The 15,876-nt window shown below is 56.0% G+C and carries 11 protein-coding genes; 4 read left to right on the top strand and 7 right to left on the bottom strand.

The annotated features are described in order from the left end of the window. Positions 1–770 precede the first annotated feature (770 nt). From WKV53_RS27085 to WKV53_RS27095, 3 genes are all read right to left on the bottom strand, one after another. Positions 771–1,496 carry a hypothetical protein gene (locus WKV53_RS27085; RefSeq protein WP_341407978.1) on the bottom strand — a complete coding sequence of 242 codons (726 nt, stop codon included), beginning with the start codon at positions 1,494–1,496 and terminating at the stop codon, positions 771–773. A gap of 225 nt (positions 1,497–1,721) precedes the next feature. Continuing rightward, a complete protein-coding gene (locus WKV53_RS27090; protein WP_341407979.1) occupies positions 1,722–2,528 on the bottom strand; it encodes a hypothetical protein in 807 nt (268 codons plus the stop codon). Positions 2,529–2,846: 318 nt separating this feature from the next. Beyond that, positions 2,847–5,093, bottom strand: coding sequence for a hypothetical protein (locus WKV53_RS27095; RefSeq protein ID WP_341407980.1), 2,247 nt, complete (start codon positions 5,091–5,093; stop codon positions 2,847–2,849). Between the two features lie 913 nt (positions 5,094–6,006). Here WKV53_RS27095 and WKV53_RS27100 point away from each other — a divergent pair. Together WKV53_RS27100 and WKV53_RS27105 are read left to right on the top strand one after the other, a co-directional pair. After that, positions 6,007–6,243 (top strand): hypothetical protein, encoded by a 237-nt coding sequence (locus tag WKV53_RS27100; RefSeq protein WP_341407981.1) that lies wholly within the window; start codon positions 6,007–6,009, stop codon positions 6,241–6,243. Further along, a complete protein-coding gene (locus tag WKV53_RS27105; protein ID WP_341407982.1) occupies positions 6,224–7,483 on the top strand; it encodes a DUF707 domain-containing protein in 1,260 nt (419 codons plus the stop codon). Before WKV53_RS27100 ends, WKV53_RS27105 begins: the two co-directional genes overlap by 20 nt. A 201-nt stretch (positions 7,484–7,684) precedes the next feature. Here the strand turns inward: WKV53_RS27105 and WKV53_RS27110 are convergent, their stop codons facing one another. From WKV53_RS27110 to WKV53_RS27125, 4 genes are all read right to left on the bottom strand, one after another. Continuing rightward, entirely contained in the window at positions 7,685–8,965 is a 1,281-nt protein-coding gene (locus WKV53_RS27110) for a hypothetical protein (RefSeq protein ID WP_341407983.1), read from the bottom strand. 103 nt (positions 8,966–9,068) lie between these two features. Continuing rightward, complete coding sequence (locus WKV53_RS27115) at positions 9,069–10,112, bottom strand: hypothetical protein (RefSeq protein ID WP_341407984.1); 1,044 nt, start codon at positions 10,110–10,112, stop codon at positions 9,069–9,071. A gap of 163 nt (positions 10,113–10,275) precedes the next feature. After that, entirely contained in the window at positions 10,276–10,974 is a 699-nt protein-coding gene (locus WKV53_RS27120; protein ID WP_341407985.1) for a hypothetical protein, read from the bottom strand. A gap of 12 nt (positions 10,975–10,986) precedes the next feature. Then, complete coding sequence (locus tag WKV53_RS27125; RefSeq protein ID WP_341407986.1) at positions 10,987–11,793, bottom strand: hypothetical protein; 807 nt, start codon at positions 11,791–11,793, stop codon at positions 10,987–10,989. 1,279 nt (positions 11,794–13,072) lie between these two features. Between WKV53_RS27125 and WKV53_RS27130 the strand changes: the two genes are divergently transcribed. Continuing rightward, positions 13,073–14,050, top strand: coding sequence for a radical SAM protein (locus tag WKV53_RS27130; RefSeq protein WP_341407987.1), 978 nt, complete (start codon positions 13,073–13,075; stop codon positions 14,048–14,050). Beyond that, complete coding sequence (locus WKV53_RS27135; protein ID WP_341407988.1) at positions 14,047–15,855, top strand: radical SAM protein; 1,809 nt, start codon at positions 14,047–14,049, stop codon at positions 15,853–15,855. Before WKV53_RS27130 ends, WKV53_RS27135 begins: the two co-directional genes overlap by 4 nt. The last annotated feature ends 21 nt before the right edge of the window (positions 15,856–15,876 follow it).

Here is a 15,876-nt window from a genome sequence, read left to right on the forward strand (position 1 = left end):
CACCCTCCACGCCGAAGCGACAGTGCTTCCCTCCCCTGCCCAAGGGCTCCCGGAGCCTACGAGGACCGCCTGGCTTTTCGTAAAGCCAGCGTGCCAGGAAAGCCCCCAGAAGCTTGAAACGACTCGCTTTCGGCCGCGCTCCGTAAAGATTCCCCTTGGGTATATCAAAGCTCCGGGTCTACGTAGAAGAGAGTCGGCGCACTCCGCTGGCGAAGGACGAGGCGCCTAGACCTCATGATCAAGAAATCTTGCGGCAAGCCTTCTCCTCTGACCGTAGCTGGACCTCCTACGCCTCCTCCCCTGCAATTCCCTCAGCACACGAACCTCCTCCTGAAGATACTCAATGACGTCCTGCTACTGCCGGTTGATTCAACCTGCCAGAGCTATCAGAATGAGAGTTCCGATCCCCATCGCAGTAGGGTGGCAGAGTGACACCCGTTGCACAGTCCAGAAGTGAGCCCCCATCAGGTGGGCTCGATGAATACTGAAAATCAGATAATTCCGCGACGATCGAGTTTCTGGGCACTACGCGGACTAGAGAATTTTCTCCAAATCATTTGCTGCGTGTGCCACGCTCAGCACCTCCTCGAGGCAGACCGGCGGTTCTTGGTCGCACGTTTAACACTTCAATCTTGATGTAGATGAAGGCACACGAGATTTAGCCCGCTTCAATGGTGGGCTCGTCGAGGCACCAAACAGCCTAGCAGGCGCGCTCCCAAATGAGACGTTGAACTATCTGCAACACAGATCGATCCCTAGCGGCGGAAGCCTTACTCTGGTGGAAGAGCTCTCAGAACGCTCGGAGCGGGCGAAATGGGCCGCAAGTTGAGCATCGATACCATCCCGCCCACATCATCCTGCGTCCTCACAAAGCACCATTCGATATCCGCCTTCTTCTCGGCATCGTGAACCTTGAAGGCCACAGGCCAATACTCGACCGTGTCCCCATTGTGGAGATTCATGATCAAGGAGGAGGGATTGGTTCGGCTTGGTTCCGATCGCAATGCCAGGAATCCATCCGGCGAATTCACCACGGCGCGGCCGGGCGATGACAATGAATAGCCCTTCTCATGCAGGAAGAAATACGCCACGACCCGCTCCCCTTTAATTTTCGGCCCCGTGGTGGTGTCAACGATTTCATATCGGCGATAACTGATGGTTTGCTTCGCCTCGTTTTCGCGGGTGAATGCGGAAACCGCCAGTGCCACATCGGCCGTCCAAATCTTCCCCTGAAAATTCCGGGCCCCATAACAAAGCACTCGCATCGTGAGGCTCTCGTACTTGTTTTTGAGAAGCTCCTGATGATTCGCCTCGATCTCCTGGGGGCTTAGAACCTTGTCGAACGAGAAGGCTCCCGAGGGATCGAAGAAAGATGCAATTCTCCCGTCTCCTTGGGAAGAACTGCCCTGCAAGTAGTCGCCGATGAGCTCCTTTATTTTCTGATCAGGAGGGCACTTGTTGAGGGCTTCCTGCCTTTGAGCAGCCAGCGCCTCCAATTTCTTTCTCGTCTCCTCGGCTTCGGCCGCGCGTTTGATCTCCTGCTGGCGGGCAAGTTCTTCCTGAGCTTTCCGGAACTCCCGCGCCTTCTGCAGTTGGGCATTCGCCTCATTCCGGGCATCCACCTCGTATGTATAGGCCGTCAGGCTTGCCGTCGGATCGGATTTATCGTGTTTGATCTGGGACGGGGTGATCCGCGCCGCAAACTTGCAGCAGTTGTAGAATCAAAGCTCTCCTAGCTTCCCCACGTAAAGATTCCGGATGCGCTGGAATTCTACTTCGGATTTGTGGATCCAGTCGTTCAGCACCACGGGGCTGTTCGTCTCGGTATCCGACTTCGCGGTGTAACGCAGCAGCTCCGCAAGGCACCTCTCATCGTCCGTCAAGGCATCGCGCAAGATGTGCTCGTAGGAGGCGATGGCTAGCCTGCACAGTTCGCGCGACTTGTCCTGAGTTTCCTTGTGCCGTGCTTGCTTGTCGATGAATTCTTCTGTCGCCGTTTTGATCTTGTCGGCACCGGGGAGCTTGGAAAGCCGGTCTCCCGAGATCGCATCGAGCACCGGAGACGACGTCACCCGCACTGCCAGGATATGATTGATGACAGCACCGTAGAATGCCGGGGAAAAGAGTTCCTTTACACCGTAGATATCGCCCACGAGCGGACACCTGAAGTCGTAAGGCACCGGCTTCCCTTTGTCCGCCGATTCCGCGAGCCATTTCACAGCGGCGGTCAAATTCGCATTGCCGGAGCCGGCATCCTTCACAGCCTGTGCCGCCACGGCAGCAGCATAGATGTGCCTGCTCGCAAAATCTTCACTGTCACAAGCCACTTTCAGCGCATCGATCGCTTCCCGCAATAGCCCCTGGTCCCCGGAAAAGCTATACGACATCAATAGTGCCTTCGCGACCTGGAGGGAGGCGGACGGACTGCCCTTCGCTGCCATCGCATCCAAGTAGCGGCTATAGTCGCTGGAGTCCTCCAGATACGGGAGCAATGCTGAAATGATCTCCTCTCGATTCTCGTGGGCCATCCTCACCACCAGACCTCGTAGATGCTCAGCCGTCAGGGGACGTCCAACCCATCGGCCACCACTCGAATCTTATTTCGCTGCAATCAGCTCCCCTCGCTCGGAGGAGCGCCTCCCCACCCGCTCGGGACAAATACCCGGAGAGGAACCAGAGCCCCTCATTGGCCTAAACAAAGCTTCGCAGACGTCGGCTCGTTCCGCGCTCCCACCGGCGTCCTCGTAGGAGAAATAAAGAAGATGCTGTCCACCCTCAGCGCGACGACGTCGGAGTGCGGCACGCTATCCTAGATCAATTGCTGCTGCCGCGCCTAAGCTCCCTGATTAGTCCCCCTTGAGAGGCTTGGTCATTTTTCCAGTGCAAGCCGCTCCAATTTTGCGAAAAGCGGCGCAATTGTCCTCGAAGAGAACGTCTCCTTGGTCTCGGAAGGCGGCCTCAAAGGCAGACCAAGCGCAATGAGGCGGGGCCGAGCTGCCGTGATCTAAACCTCCGAAAACCATTACGCCGCCTGGCTTCAAAAGGCTCCAGCCCTGACAGGCGGCAGACAGGAGTTCATGCGGCGGATTTTCGCAGGCAGCCAAATGGATAAAGTCGAAGCTCTCCCAGTAGTCGTCGCTAGCAATCATCCAAGCGAGAACTTCCGCGAAGTTACCGTGGTAGAGTTCGATACCTCGTCCGTCCTGGCGGCGGGTAAGATTCTCCACAAAGGCCTCTCGAGTTTGCACCGAAAGCTCGTTGGCGGGATTGTGGAGCTCAACACAGTGGACTTCGCTTGCGGGATGGGTGAAGAGAATGTCCAACATCACATTCGCGCTCACGCCATCTGATGCTCCAATCTCAAGTGCTCTCACTGGTTCCTCCGAGGCGAACCAGATTTCCCAGCGCTCCAGATCTTCCCGGAACCATCCCGTATTTTTTATTCCACGATAGCCCTTCGCAATCTCGCGCCAGTAGCCGCTTCTGGCCACCGTTTGGCGCGGGCCAATGCATGCCAAGCCGCGGGAGCTCGGTAGACGACGCACAGGGTATCCGGCCGCCTCCAGGTCCGCCAATAGGTCCACGGCATTGCGCGCCCGCGTATCGTGGAGCAGCACTTGATCCGCGACGGAAAGCCCGAAGGTACACACCGCTTCCAAGTTCCCAGCCCGCCCCGGGAAAATGGCATTCACGAGGACAAAGTCCGGTCGAAAAACAACGTCATCGGGGCGCGGCATGCCACCTTTCTGTGGTGCACGGATCTCCACTTCTCGCTCTTGGTGAAGCCCCCGGCATACGTGGTTCCGCCATTCGGGGTCGGCTTCGAGCGAGAGCACTCGACATCCTGCATCGAGCAGTGCAAGCGTCGAATTCCCGCAACCGATTTCCACTACCGTCCGCGCGCCGCTGCGTCTGCAGAAGCGCACGAGCCACGCATATTCTTCGCATTGGAGGGACCAGTCAGCGAAGGCCGCCACGGAGAACCGCGGCATACCGGCAAGATTCAGAGGCTCCAGTCGAGGCGATGGCGGCTGCGGGTGTGTGCAAATCAATTCGTGGGCGGGCTCCGTTTTCACAGGGTGACAGACACCGGCGGCGACCTCTTTCACAATCGGCCGGAAGCGAAAAACCGTAAGCAGTCGGCGGAAGTCGCGGCTACGCATCCAGTCCAGACAGCGCAGATCCGCTTGATTTGCCAAGGTGGGGAAGAGGATCTCGTGAAAGGTGAAGCAGCCGTGTTTCTCCCGGAAGTCCAGCGCCGCGCGGATAAGCCGCGCACTTTTGCGGCTGAGTGGCTTGAAGGCGCGCCATGGATCACGAAACCAAGGTTCAGCAAGATTCCAGTGATCCCAAGCTGGATCGCTTTCTCGGGAGACTACATCAATGCCGGAGAAATCCGCGCCGGAAGCTGCGGTCTCCCTTACCAGCGCCTCGAAGAAAGAGGGGTTTCCCGCCACGTCATCCTCCACGAACCAGACTGCCTCGTCCTGCTGAAGGGTCCTCTCGAGATGATACATCGCGCGCGACCATGCTGTAATGATGGGAAAAGGGGATGAGTTGCTCATCAGTCCTCCGTATCCCTTCACCACGTCGTCGCCATACCAGATGCCGTTCTCGCCCGGGCTATCAAGGATTATCTCCGCCTGCCCAAGCGGAGAGAGGAGCTGCCGCAATCGCCGTGCCGCCGGACTGTCTTGGCGCGCTAGAATGAGGAAGCGTTCCTTTATAGGCCTGTCTGTTGTGTCCGGCTCTTGCCTCGGCCCAAGGGCCTTACGCAACGCAGTCTTCTCCGGCTCCAATCCTCGGTCCATCTCGATGGCTTTGCCGATCGTGCATTCGAAATCGTCCAAGGGTTCGCCTCCCCCCTTCGCCTCCGGCCGCCAGCGGGAAACTTCCGCCGCATCAACTACCACGCCGCTTTCGCCTGCCCAGGGAGGCGTGATCCGAACTGAATCCCAAGAGTGGAAGGATATATCCACATCTCCGAGCTTCGCCAACGGTCCGGTGACATGCTCGCGCAGACTATCCGCCGCAGGACGCAGGCTGTGGTGGACCATGCCACGGAAGATGATCGGGTTCGGACCCTTACTCATGACGGGGAAAGGTGATTCCGAGTGCATTATCTGCTTGTCATTGTCTCGCCGCGGCGAGACACGTGGTGAAATCTGAGCATTAGGTGGGGTATTGCCATCGCGGCGACCCCAGCAAGCTGTCGTTGGCCGGATCATCAGCGTCTATTTTCGGAACATCTTGAGCCAAAGTTTCCCCAAAGTTCACCCCATCGTGTCACTTGATTACCTGATTGAGCCTGGAGCCTTGCTCCTGTGGTTTGTGAGGGGATCAGATATGGGTAAATCGGGCCTATATCAAGCATAGTCTTGTTGGAATCCCCGCATTTCCTCGATTGCATGCACCGAAACCAACTTCAATTCCATGTGGAAGGTGGACGCATCCACAAGACGCTTCTGACCCAATACGAAAACCGTGGGGATTGCGCGTTCGAGTTCTTACAGGATTTAGTGCTGAACTGGCCGCACCTTTTTGAGGGGAGAGATGGCTCGGTTTTTTATGGGGATTCGCCGCCCTCGGTGGATCTCGCGATGAGAGCGTTAAATTTTTGCAGCGCCACACTGACAGGCAATAATGGACCCTGGTTGCCATTTCCCTGTACCTATGCGTTTTGCTGGCCGCAGATCGGCGTGCCGGATGCAGAGGCTATGATGGAAGAGATGCTGGAGGACGAGCGGGAATGGGCTTATCCAAAGGTCTTCTCGATCGGCACCATGCAGTATCCTGTGCGCGGAAAGCTGGCGAAAGCCTATCCGGATCGGCTTGATGTCGAGCGGAGCCGCATTGATCCGATGTCTCTCGTTTCAAAAACCAGACAGGTCTCGCTGCCGGACCACCGGCTCTTCAAATATTGGGTCGATTGCCCCGGGCGAGGCTACTCTGCTCGCCTCAAGTGGCTGTTGGCCACCGGACGGCCTGTGCTTGTAGTGGGGCGAGATGGAGCTCTGGTTCCATTTCGTGCCGGTTGCGGCGGATCTTTCCGATCTGCTGGAACATCACGCACGGCTGGAAGAAGATCTCGACCTCTATGCACGGATTTCCCGGAACGGCAGGGCATGTGCCGCGCGCAGGCTGCGGGTGGAGGACGAGTTGGTCCATGTTACAAAGCGGTTGAGCAAAGCACTTGGCCTACCACTGGACACGGTAGAGAAAGATGTCCGTTGCGATCCATAATATGAACGGAACGAAAGAACAATTGGAAGAGTTCCTGATATCCGGTGAGGAGTATCGCTGGTTCATCGACCCGGAAGTGCATCTCGACGGAAACTGGGAGGATTTTCGCGGGGCCTTTATACGGTGTGACGCGGACCTCCTGGCCACCGTAGTGCGGGCAGGACCGGAGGACCCTACTTGGAATTGGTGGCCTTCCTTGAAGCAAAGAGGCCAGCCCGTGGCAGTGACCGAAGGGGTTGCCGCGCTGCTGCCTCTGATGCGTCTCAGCAGCCGTGCGGCGGAAGCGATCCTTGCCGGGATTGCGAATGGCTGGGAAGGGCATCCTGAGGCACTGATTCCGACGCTGGTGAGCTTGGCGGAGCTCAAGATAGAGGACATTGGCGGCTTGGGGAGTTTCACACCGGAAGAACGGCAGAGGCGATGGTACGGTGAGCGGACTTGGCATTGGCGGGGACCGGTGGAACACGTGCCGGGGATGTTGCATTTCCCCGTTCCAACCGCGCAGCGTGACTTGGCTCCCGTGCGTCTCACTCCCGCTACCGTCCCGCCGCGCATGCTCTACGTTTCGCCGGTCGGCGCCCCGGCATCGAGTCTGTTGCCAATTACGCTGGACGTCTTCCGGAATGCTGGTGCGGATTGCCTCCTGCTACAGTACGACGAGGCGGAACTGGGAATTCCGGAGGATGTACGGGCGATCCGTGACCGAGACTACAAATGGCCCTTGGCTTACCGCAATCTCCACCCCGATGTGGTCGCGGACTACGACTACGTATTCTTCTGGGACGACGATTTGGGAATCAAAGGATTCGATCCGGCAAGGTTCGTCAGGATCATGCAGATAAACCATCTGGCAATGGCGCAGCCGGCGATCGAATCACCCCATTGTCTTTCCCACGCGATCACGTCCCGCAAGCCGTGTCCGCCATGGCGAGGGTCGGAGGGAACAGCTCCAAGGAGGATCGTGGGAAGGCTCACGAATTTCGTGGAAATCATGGCACCAGTATTCACGCGGGACGCGTGGCGGACGGTCTACTCATATGTAGATCCTGGCAGCCACAGCGGATGGGGTTACGACTATATCCCGGTGGGGGCGAAGGGCATTGTGGATGCGCTTCCCGTGGTGCATACTCGCGCTGTGCAATCGTTTAACAGCAAGTCTCAGGGAGAGTTCGAGTGCTTCTTATACAGCCAAGGGCTCTTCGCCCACCCGCACACCGAGTACGGGTGGCTGTTCGAGTAAGGTGCGAATTTCGCCTCTAATCCTTCTGGTGGAGTTTCACCGCACCGTCCCCCCAGACTGATGCCGTCAATCAGGTCAAATCCTTGCGCCGGTCAGTGGCTGGGCCTTGCCTCGCTTGGGAGGACGCCAGCGGGCGAGAAGCTATCTCCGGAAAACTTGGTGAGGACGATGAAACGGATACGGCTGTGGATCCCTTCGAAATCAGAAGACCTCGTCTAGAACTTCACATTCGTCCACTCGTGCGATCGCAGTGTTTACGATTTGTTCGATCTCCCCGGCAAGCTCTTGGGGCGAGTCACGGAGATGTTCGTATGTAGCAAGGACTTGTCCGCCAATCGAAGGAAGCCGTGACCGGCAGCTATCGCACCTCGGCCAATAGAACTTCTCCATCACTTTCCCGGCATCTGCCAGCGCGAAAAGTTCCGAAATCCGATCCGCACCTCCGCGGCGAGGGACATCCTGCAACGCTTCTCGCTCCACAATCCCTCCAAAGTTGAGAGGGGCTTCCGCGACTGGAATGACTGCCGGGCGGCCATCCAAGTCTCCCCGCGACTTTATGTGCTCGAAGTCGACCACGATATTGCGGGGGCCTCCGGCGGTTTCGGAATTGAGTTGGATATTCAGGATATAGGCTTCCAGTTCCTCCGAACCACAAACTTGGACCGCAAACTCGCGGAGGGAGTTCTTGTGCTCCCTGTCGTCTGCACGAAAGAACATTTGCATCGTTCCGTCCTCATTGTAGCGGGTAGCGCCCCGCTCACTCACGCTATAAAGGGGATGTGAAAGCAAGGACAGGCCGAAGGTCCTCAGCGTGTATTCCATATCCAGCATCCTTGTGATGTTCTCATCCGTTCCGTGAACGAGATCGCAGCGGCTCCGGAAGCTTGCTTCCCTCACCATGATCACCGCCGGAGCCATGCGGTTCTCACGGAAGATTTCAACTGGAATCTCAATCAGCGCATAGACTTTCGCCGGCCGCCAGCCCGAGTGGGGATTACCATAGCTACCCACTCGGTTCGCGATCCGGTCAACCACTCGTGATGCCACATACTCCACAAAGCCGCGGGTGAGATCTTGCAGGCCATCGTGCGTGGGACGATCTTGCAGCCAGAAGGAAGGGGACGCCCCAGAACCCTTCAACTCGAATGTCATATCATCGAAATCCGGAGGACAGAAGTAAGTACACCTCCCCATCAACGGGTGGCGCATCCCGGTAAGTTCAGGATACTCGCCAGGGCTACGCTTCAAGATTTGGAAAGCCGGGTTCTCGATCAGCTGGCGGCTTGTAAGCATCGCCAAATTCGCCCCGAGCCAATGGCGGATCTCCGGCGGCGACATCTTGCCGAAGGCGTTAGGAAAGTCACATTGCAGCGCTTCAACATTGGCACTCAACACCCGTGCATTGCCCAAATTCTGAAGCTGGACCGGATAAATCGTCGTCGCTTCATCCCCGGAAAGATTTCGCTGCACCCAGTTCGACATGTTAGAGCAATGCTAGGATATTCCGTCAGGCAAAGGCTTGCAGGATTGGTTTCCCGGCCAGGCAATTGATTTCTCGCTGAGATTGTGCTTCGCCAAGGAGGGCTTACTTGTCCTTAGTCTCCTCTCTTTCCTTGGACAATTTCTCCTTCAACTCGCTACTGTTGATGTTGGCCAGCAGTTTGTCGGACAATCCCGCCGAGGTTCGCTTGTCGGAAAGCATTTTTGAGGCGAGGCCATCGTAGAGCGAATCGCTGGTATGCGCCAAGAGCCAGTCTTCGAGTTGCTTTGGATCCTTCATCAGCCCATCGTAAAGCCCCCCCAAGCCGGGTGCATTGGGCCTGCCGCGGTCCGCTTCGGGGACCATCTTCTGCCACCATGCCAAGGCTTCAGTTGGCTGATTCCGAGCAAGACTGCCAGCGGCCTCACCAAGGATATCGGCCGGGATCTTGTACGATTCCTTTGAACCCATTAGGAAATCGCAGAGGATCTTCGGGTCGCCAGCGCGATTCGACATGAACCCAACCTTCCGGGCGATCACATCGAAATAGGACGCCGGGTTCACTTTGCTTTCTTGACCGCTCTGCTCAAGCTTGTCCAAAGAGGCGTTCAGAAGATCGACGGCCCCGGTCAACCCCAGACTTTCCGTGGCAGACTGCAAGGCAATCTCCAGGAATTCGTCGTTTCTAGCAGGCGAATTCAACGCGTATTCAAATCCTGTCCGAGGATCGTTGCGCGCCATGCCCTTCAACGTCGCCGTTTCGAGGGGCTTTCGCTTGCTCTCATCAAGTGAATCGAGAAACTGAAGGGCGCGGTCGGGATCTTCGAGGGACCAACCTTCAACCACCATGGAAGCTAGAATCGGATTCCCCATCCAATTCTCCACCGCTTCCCGTCCCACCTTCGCCCCGATGCTTTGCATCAACACGGCATATTCCCTAGGGCGTGCGGTGCCTCGCTCGGCACTCTCGTCCTTGAATGCCTGCTCGATATCCTTCCAATTGCTACTGGAGATGTTCTGACACAAGAGCCCAAGCAAGTACCATTTGTTGGCAGCGTTCGGTTCCAGCAAAACCTCCCGAGTCAACTGTTTGACCTCTGCTCCCTGAAGTTGCTTTATCCTGTGAATTCGCTCTTCCAAGTTCTCCATGTCGCCCTTTCTCTCCTTCGAGGTTGGGCGGACTGAGCCCTTGGTGGGGCCCTTCGACTCCGCTTGATCTGCTGACCGCACAGGAGGATCCATAGTCCATCTGCCCAGAGAGAATCCGGAAGCGAGCAAGACCAGAACGAAGAGCGGCCTTGTGAGCGACTTGCTAAGTTTCATGGAGTAGAACGGGAGAAGTTTCCATATCAAGCCCCTCCAAAACTTCCGCATTCCAGGCCTGACTGCAGTCCTCGTGGTACTTCAGGTTCACCCCGCCGTTGATGTCAGATTCGAGGGGAGCCTGCCCGATGGCGTTGGGAAATACGGCGTAGCAAGCATGCTCGCGCTGAAAATCGAGCATGCGGACGTCCGTTGGCTGAGGATGCTTCCGGTAATTTACGTTGCGTGGAGAAAGGAGTCGCAACAAATCCGGGATACACTCGCAGCGCACTCCGAAAGCGTGGGTATCCAAGGCCGCGGCTACCTTTACCAAAGAATTTGAGACAGGAACCGGGGCCTCGGTGTGTAGGCATCCGAAATAAAGGATTTTCCAATCCTCGGGCAGATTGTCCAATTCCAAGGTGCCTAGCCGATCGGAATTGATGACCAGATCGTCCTCGAAGACCAAGACATTTGATCTCAGCTGCCATGCGTGGCGGAGCAAAGTCCTGAGGGTGATCGCATGGCTCGCATGCCGCGCGGTTGGATAACCAACGTGCGTCCTCAGATCCTCAAACCGAATTGAAGCCCATCTCGCGACGTCAAGGCCATTGATGTCGAACTCCTCGTAAGTGGAAAACCGCCGCTCAGGGCGATCACCGCGATTCATGAAGGCTCGGAAAGGAAAGAGTGAATTGATTGAAGGCATGCTCCTCTGAGTTTAGGGATCTAACATATCCACAATCAGTCCCGTGGGATCACAGTAGAACGTGGAAGCGAAGAGACCGAAGGTGAATCTAACTTTCTCCGCCAGGCTTCCGCCCAGGCAATGGACGAGGGCAGCCTTCGAATACTCGACATATCGCGTGTGCAAATACATGGGGAAAAGAAGTTCGCCCCGCTCGAAAGGCCATTTGCTGTATTGCTTGTTCTTCAAGAGGAAGTTCCAACTTCCCTGATCACTGCAGCAGCGCGGCTGCGGAGGCTCGGAACGGTCGATTTGCTCCCAATCTTCCATGACCTGATAGTATCGATCGGAGCGCACGGCAATGGTGCCGCTGTTCACTCCCCACCCTGAAAGTGAGGGGAGATCATCCTCTTTGAAAAAGCAGGAGAACTGTGCGCTCGTTGCGTGAAGTCCCCTTTCCGGGGCATATAGAATGTCATGTTTTGAATCGAAAAGGTGGTCGATATTGCGAAGGGCCAAACTATCGGCATCCAAAAACACAACTTTCTCGTAATTCTCGACCCTTACGGGGAAGTGATGGCGAACCAGAAATTTTTGGCGCCAAGCCTCGTGTGCCAGCTCGACGCCGTCCTGCCGATCGGCATCGATAAAGACCTCATAGACCCCCGCTTTCGGGATCATAAAGATCGGCTGGGGGGAATTGCGGAAGATGACAATATCGCCATCAAAATCCGTCCGCAAAAGTGATGATGTTAGGAGCTTGGCGAGAATCCGACAGCCCGAAACACCTTTAAGGTCAAATGCGATGGTATATGCGAGAAAGCGCTTTTTTGGCTTCATAAGCTCAGAATCAAACACCATAACCCGATACAATGCTCAAAGTGGTCTGTCTTGCATGATTGTGAGAAGGAAATGGCCCACCCCTCCGGGCCAGGGCACCTCTAAGCCTCTAAGCCACCGTCCTGCACTCCGAGAGATGCCAGAGAGAGGAATGAAGGAATAGGTGTGTCAGGGGCGCAGGCAGGGGAACTGCAAACGATCGTCGGTCGACTCCTCCTTCGTCCCAACGGAGACTCTGCTTGGCGACCATCCCAAGTCACGAAGAGAGCCTCTAAGGTGCCTGACATCTTTGCTCCTAGCGCATAGCGGCATTTGGCACGCAGCTTCGTGCTTCTGGCTGGTCGTGCCGAAATCCCTTACTTCATCGTGCCTGAGGTGACCGCATACGCGGAGATCGTGAAACCGTGAAATGCCAGCACCGTGGCGGCTGTAACCCCGGAGGTCTTTTTCACAAAGCTCCGCCGGGTGATGGGAGGCCGGGACAATGGCTGGTCTTGCGAAGGAAGTTCTTCTTTGTTCATATCACACCTCGTCTAAGATGGGGCCCAAGTCGGCGTCAACACAAAAGCCCCTGCTATCGTGGAAAAGTTGGCATTGCAATCTGGCGGCAAAGCCAACTTGGGATATGCTTCGGAAGAAGCTTCGGCTGCCCTCAAGCGCCCTTTATTCGAAAGGTTTCAAGGATCTCAAGTGTCCCGCGCTCTCTTCAGGGGATAGTGTTTGGGTTCGGAGCGGAACTCGGAGGCCTGTCTCCCGAAGTCGCGTTGATTCCACCCGTGATGAGCAATTAGGACATTGACAGCGGCAGTCTTTGCTCATAAGCGTGAATCGCAATGAAAGAGAAAAGCGAAGTCCATTTGGAGTCATCAAGTCTGGCTGGGGAAATGGGCAGATCAACTGATCTGGCCTCCTCCACCTCGGGCACGGTCACCAAAGATTCCCCGGCAGCGAAACTTGCCGCGGCCATCGGAGTGCCCCTCGAAAATGCTCCGAAGGCATACTATCCAGGCACGGAGGACTAGTGATCCAAGAGATCTGGCCCAATGGCGTTTGTGTGACTAGCCCGATCGTGTGGGTGCGCTCATTCGCCCCTCCGTGAATCGGGCGGTTAAACGTAATTACCCTTCAGGATTTGCTTTATGATGGGTGTCATTGGGTATCGTGGATCTTTGGGTAGCTCTTCCCCATTTTCAAGCGGATCAGTTTTGCCGCACTGAGATCAATCGGAATGGCGGGTCTTTCCGACTAATGGTAGCGAGTAGTTTGAGCGTGGCCTCTTATGTATTTTAATCGGATCTTCTTGCTCGTTACGGACGCCTGCGATTCCAGATGTACGCTGTGCGACTATTGGCTGACCAAGAATCCGAAGTTCATTGATTCAGACTTCGTGGAAGAGAAGGTTGCCTCCTTCATCAAGGAGAACGGAGTCTCGGTGGTCTGCATTTCAGGAGGAGAGCCAAGCTTGCACCCCGACCTAGGGAAGATTGTGAGATCCGTCCGCAGGGCTGGAGCCACAGCAACCTTGACTACGAGCACCACACGCTTGGAGACTCGCTTCGAGGAGATTAGGGACCTCGTAACCCACTACATGATTTCGTTGGATGGGGCGGATCGGGAAACCTATCGTGGAAGCCGGGGGATCGACTTGTTTGATCATGCTGTGGGTTGGATCCGGCGACTAAGGGTTGAAACCTCGGCTGATTTGGCAATCTCTTGTGTTTTGCAGGCCTGCAATATCGCGAGCATTCGCCTCATCTACGAATTGGCGATCGAGCTACAAGTGAACCGGATTTTCTTCCGCGTTCCCGATTTCAAGCCTCATTCCTTTGGCCGCTCCGGACTTACCCGAAGCAAGACCCTAAAGCAGGTTGAAGTGACGCCCTCGGAAGCGAGCGCCTTGGCGGCAGATTTGGAATGGATCATCAAGGCTGACGAGAAACACAAGCTGCTTGGCCAGTCCTCTGGGAATCTGAGGCGCAAGGCGCAATTCTTCCAATGCGTTTCGGAGAATGCCGACTATGAGGAGGAGGACCAGCTGTGTGATGTTCCGCTTACCAGCCTTGTCATTCATGCGGACGGCACATGTCGGCCTTGTTTCTACCTTCCCCAAGTCCAGCCCTTTAACCGCGCTCCGTTGGAGGGCAGCGCCTTTCTGGACGTGCACAGCCGTATGCTCAATGATAAGGATTTCCGCAAGCAGTGGTGCAATGCGTGCCAACAGTTTGACGGCCACAAGCATCTGATTGAGCGTTTATGAATTCCGTTCTGGTTGCGGCCTTGCCGTGGAATCTCGCCGATATGATGTCGGTTCAGGTGGCAGCCCTGAAGTCGTTTCTCACGTCAAAAGGAATCGATGCCTTGGGACGCCACTACTATTTGGGAACCGACAGATTCTTTTCAGATGAAGAGATCGATCTGATTCATTCTCGCTTCTTGGGTGATCATCTCTATGGAATGCTGCTTTTCCCTGAGTGCTCCGAAGCCATTGGGGCAAGGATTTACGAGAAATCCGGAGGGAAAATGGATCCCCGGAGCTGTTTGGAGCGAATCCGGGCCTTCACGGAATCGGTGGCGGACGACATCGTCGCCCTCGGGCCTGCGCTGGTTGGGTTCACGACCACGCATATGCAGTATTTGGGGTCAATTGCGACGGCTAAAGCCGTCCGGGAGCGCATGCCGGATACCAAGTTCGTATTAGGGGGCCTCGCTCTGCACGGGGAGCCGGCACGCAACACGTTGGCCCTTTTTCCGTGGATCGATTTCATCGTTGTCGGCGAAGGCGAATCAGCTCTGTGGAGACTCAGCCAGCACATCCGTGGGGATAGACCGATTGAGGAAGTTCCCCAAGTGATTTACCAAGTCAACGGCATCATTCAAGAGAACCCCTCGATAGAGTCGATTGGCGACATCGATGACCTGCCTTTTCCTGATTACTCCGACTATTTTGTTCAGCTCAAGGCCCGCAGCAGGAGTATTACTCCCCGGGCCACAGTGGAGATGGTCCGCGGGTGCCGCTGGGGCCGATGCAGCTTCTGCATCGAGGGCTTGCCGACCCGGGGGGGATTTCGCACGAAAACTCCGACGCGAGTGGTTAAGGAGATCCAACGATACGTGGAAGATTACCAGATCCTCGATTTTGTGACCTCCGATCCGGACGTGGCCTTCAACGCGCCGATCTTTGAGGAAATCAGCAACTTGGGCTACGATTTGAGCTTCATGGTGGAACTCTCCGGTTTAGTGCGCGTTCCCCAATTCGATGTAATGATTGCGGCTGGCGTTCAGACGGTTCAAATCGGGATAGAGTCGTTTAGTCCCGGTTTGCTGAAGTCCTTCAACAAAGGGGTGAGCTTGGCAAAATATGTGGAGCTTCTACGCTACTGTGCCGAGCGCGGAATCAAGCTGGTTTACAACAATATTTACCGCTCTCCCTTTGAGGTTCAGCAGAATCTGGAAGAATCCGTAGAGAATATGCGACGATTGATGTATTTCCAGCCGCCCCGGCTATCGGAGTTCCGGGTTTCCGTTGGCAGCGCGATTATGAACGACTACCAGAAGTACGGGATCAAGCGCCTGCTTCCTTCCGACGAGGTGATCGGCTATCCTGACGAAATTGCCGCCCGGGTTGGCATGCTGATTTCATTCAATGCCGGTTTCGGTTTTGAGCGCGCCGATGGTGTGCAGGATCCTGATCACGGCCCCTATTTGGAGCTCCTGGAGGAGTGGCGGAGCATGTGGCTCTTGAAGCCGAGGAGGCGGGCTCGCCGTGGGTTGAATTTCGTAAGGATCGACCACCAGATCGGGAATGAATGTTACCAGGTCGAGATTTCGAATGCGTTGGAAATCAGCTTGTTTGAGTTTTGCCAGAAGTTGCGGAGCCGCCGTGAGCTTCGCTCGAAGTTCTCTGATGTCGCACCTGAAGAACTCGATGCGGCGATCGAGCGACTCTGGGATCGGCATCTGTTGTTCCGGACCGCCGAAGAATGTATTGCGCTTGTTTCACTCTCATCGAGCAGAGAGTCTTTTTCCCAGATCGCAGAGTCGACCCTAAGCGAGGCGAACTGAAGATCGCGAGAAAGACCCTTT

The organism is Luteolibacter sp. Y139, assembly GCF_038066715.1.
Lineage (GTDB): Bacteria > Verrucomicrobiota > Verrucomicrobiia > Verrucomicrobiales > Akkermansiaceae > Haloferula > Haloferula soli.

Bases quoted from the DNA above. Each gene is read 5' to 3' on its own strand.
- WKV53_RS27110 (WP_341407983.1), bottom strand. From the start codon at position 8,965: ATGTCGAACTGGGTGCAGCGAAATCTTTCCGGGGATGAAGCGACGACG.
- WKV53_RS27135 (WP_341407988.1), top strand. From the start codon at position 14,047: ATGAATTCCGTTCTGGTTGCGGCCTTGCCGTGGAATCTCGCCGATATG.
- WKV53_RS27095 (WP_341407980.1), bottom strand. From the start codon at position 5,093: ATGAGTAAGGGTCCGAACCCGATCATCTTCCGTGGCATGGTCCACCAC.
- WKV53_RS27090 (WP_341407979.1), bottom strand. From the start codon at position 2,528: ATGGCCCACGAGAATCGAGAGGAGATCATTTCAGCATTGCTCCCGTAT.
- WKV53_RS27105 (WP_341407982.1), top strand. From the start codon at position 6,224: ATGTCCGTTGCGATCCATAATATGAACGGAACGAAAGAACAATTGGAA.
- WKV53_RS27125 (WP_341407986.1), bottom strand. From the start codon at position 11,793: ATGAAGCCAAAAAAGCGCTTTCTCGCATATACCATCGCATTTGACCTT.
- WKV53_RS27130 (WP_341407987.1), top strand. From the start codon at position 13,073: ATGTATTTTAATCGGATCTTCTTGCTCGTTACGGACGCCTGCGATTCC.
- WKV53_RS27115 (WP_341407984.1), bottom strand. From the start codon at position 10,112: ATGGAGAACTTGGAAGAGCGAATTCACAGGATAAAGCAACTTCAGGGA.
- WKV53_RS27100 (WP_341407981.1), top strand. From the start codon at position 6,007: ATGGAGCTCTGGTTCCATTTCGTGCCGGTTGCGGCGGATCTTTCCGAT.
- WKV53_RS27120 (WP_341407985.1), bottom strand. From the start codon at position 10,974: ATGCCTTCAATCAATTCACTCTTTCCTTTCCGAGCCTTCATGAATCGC.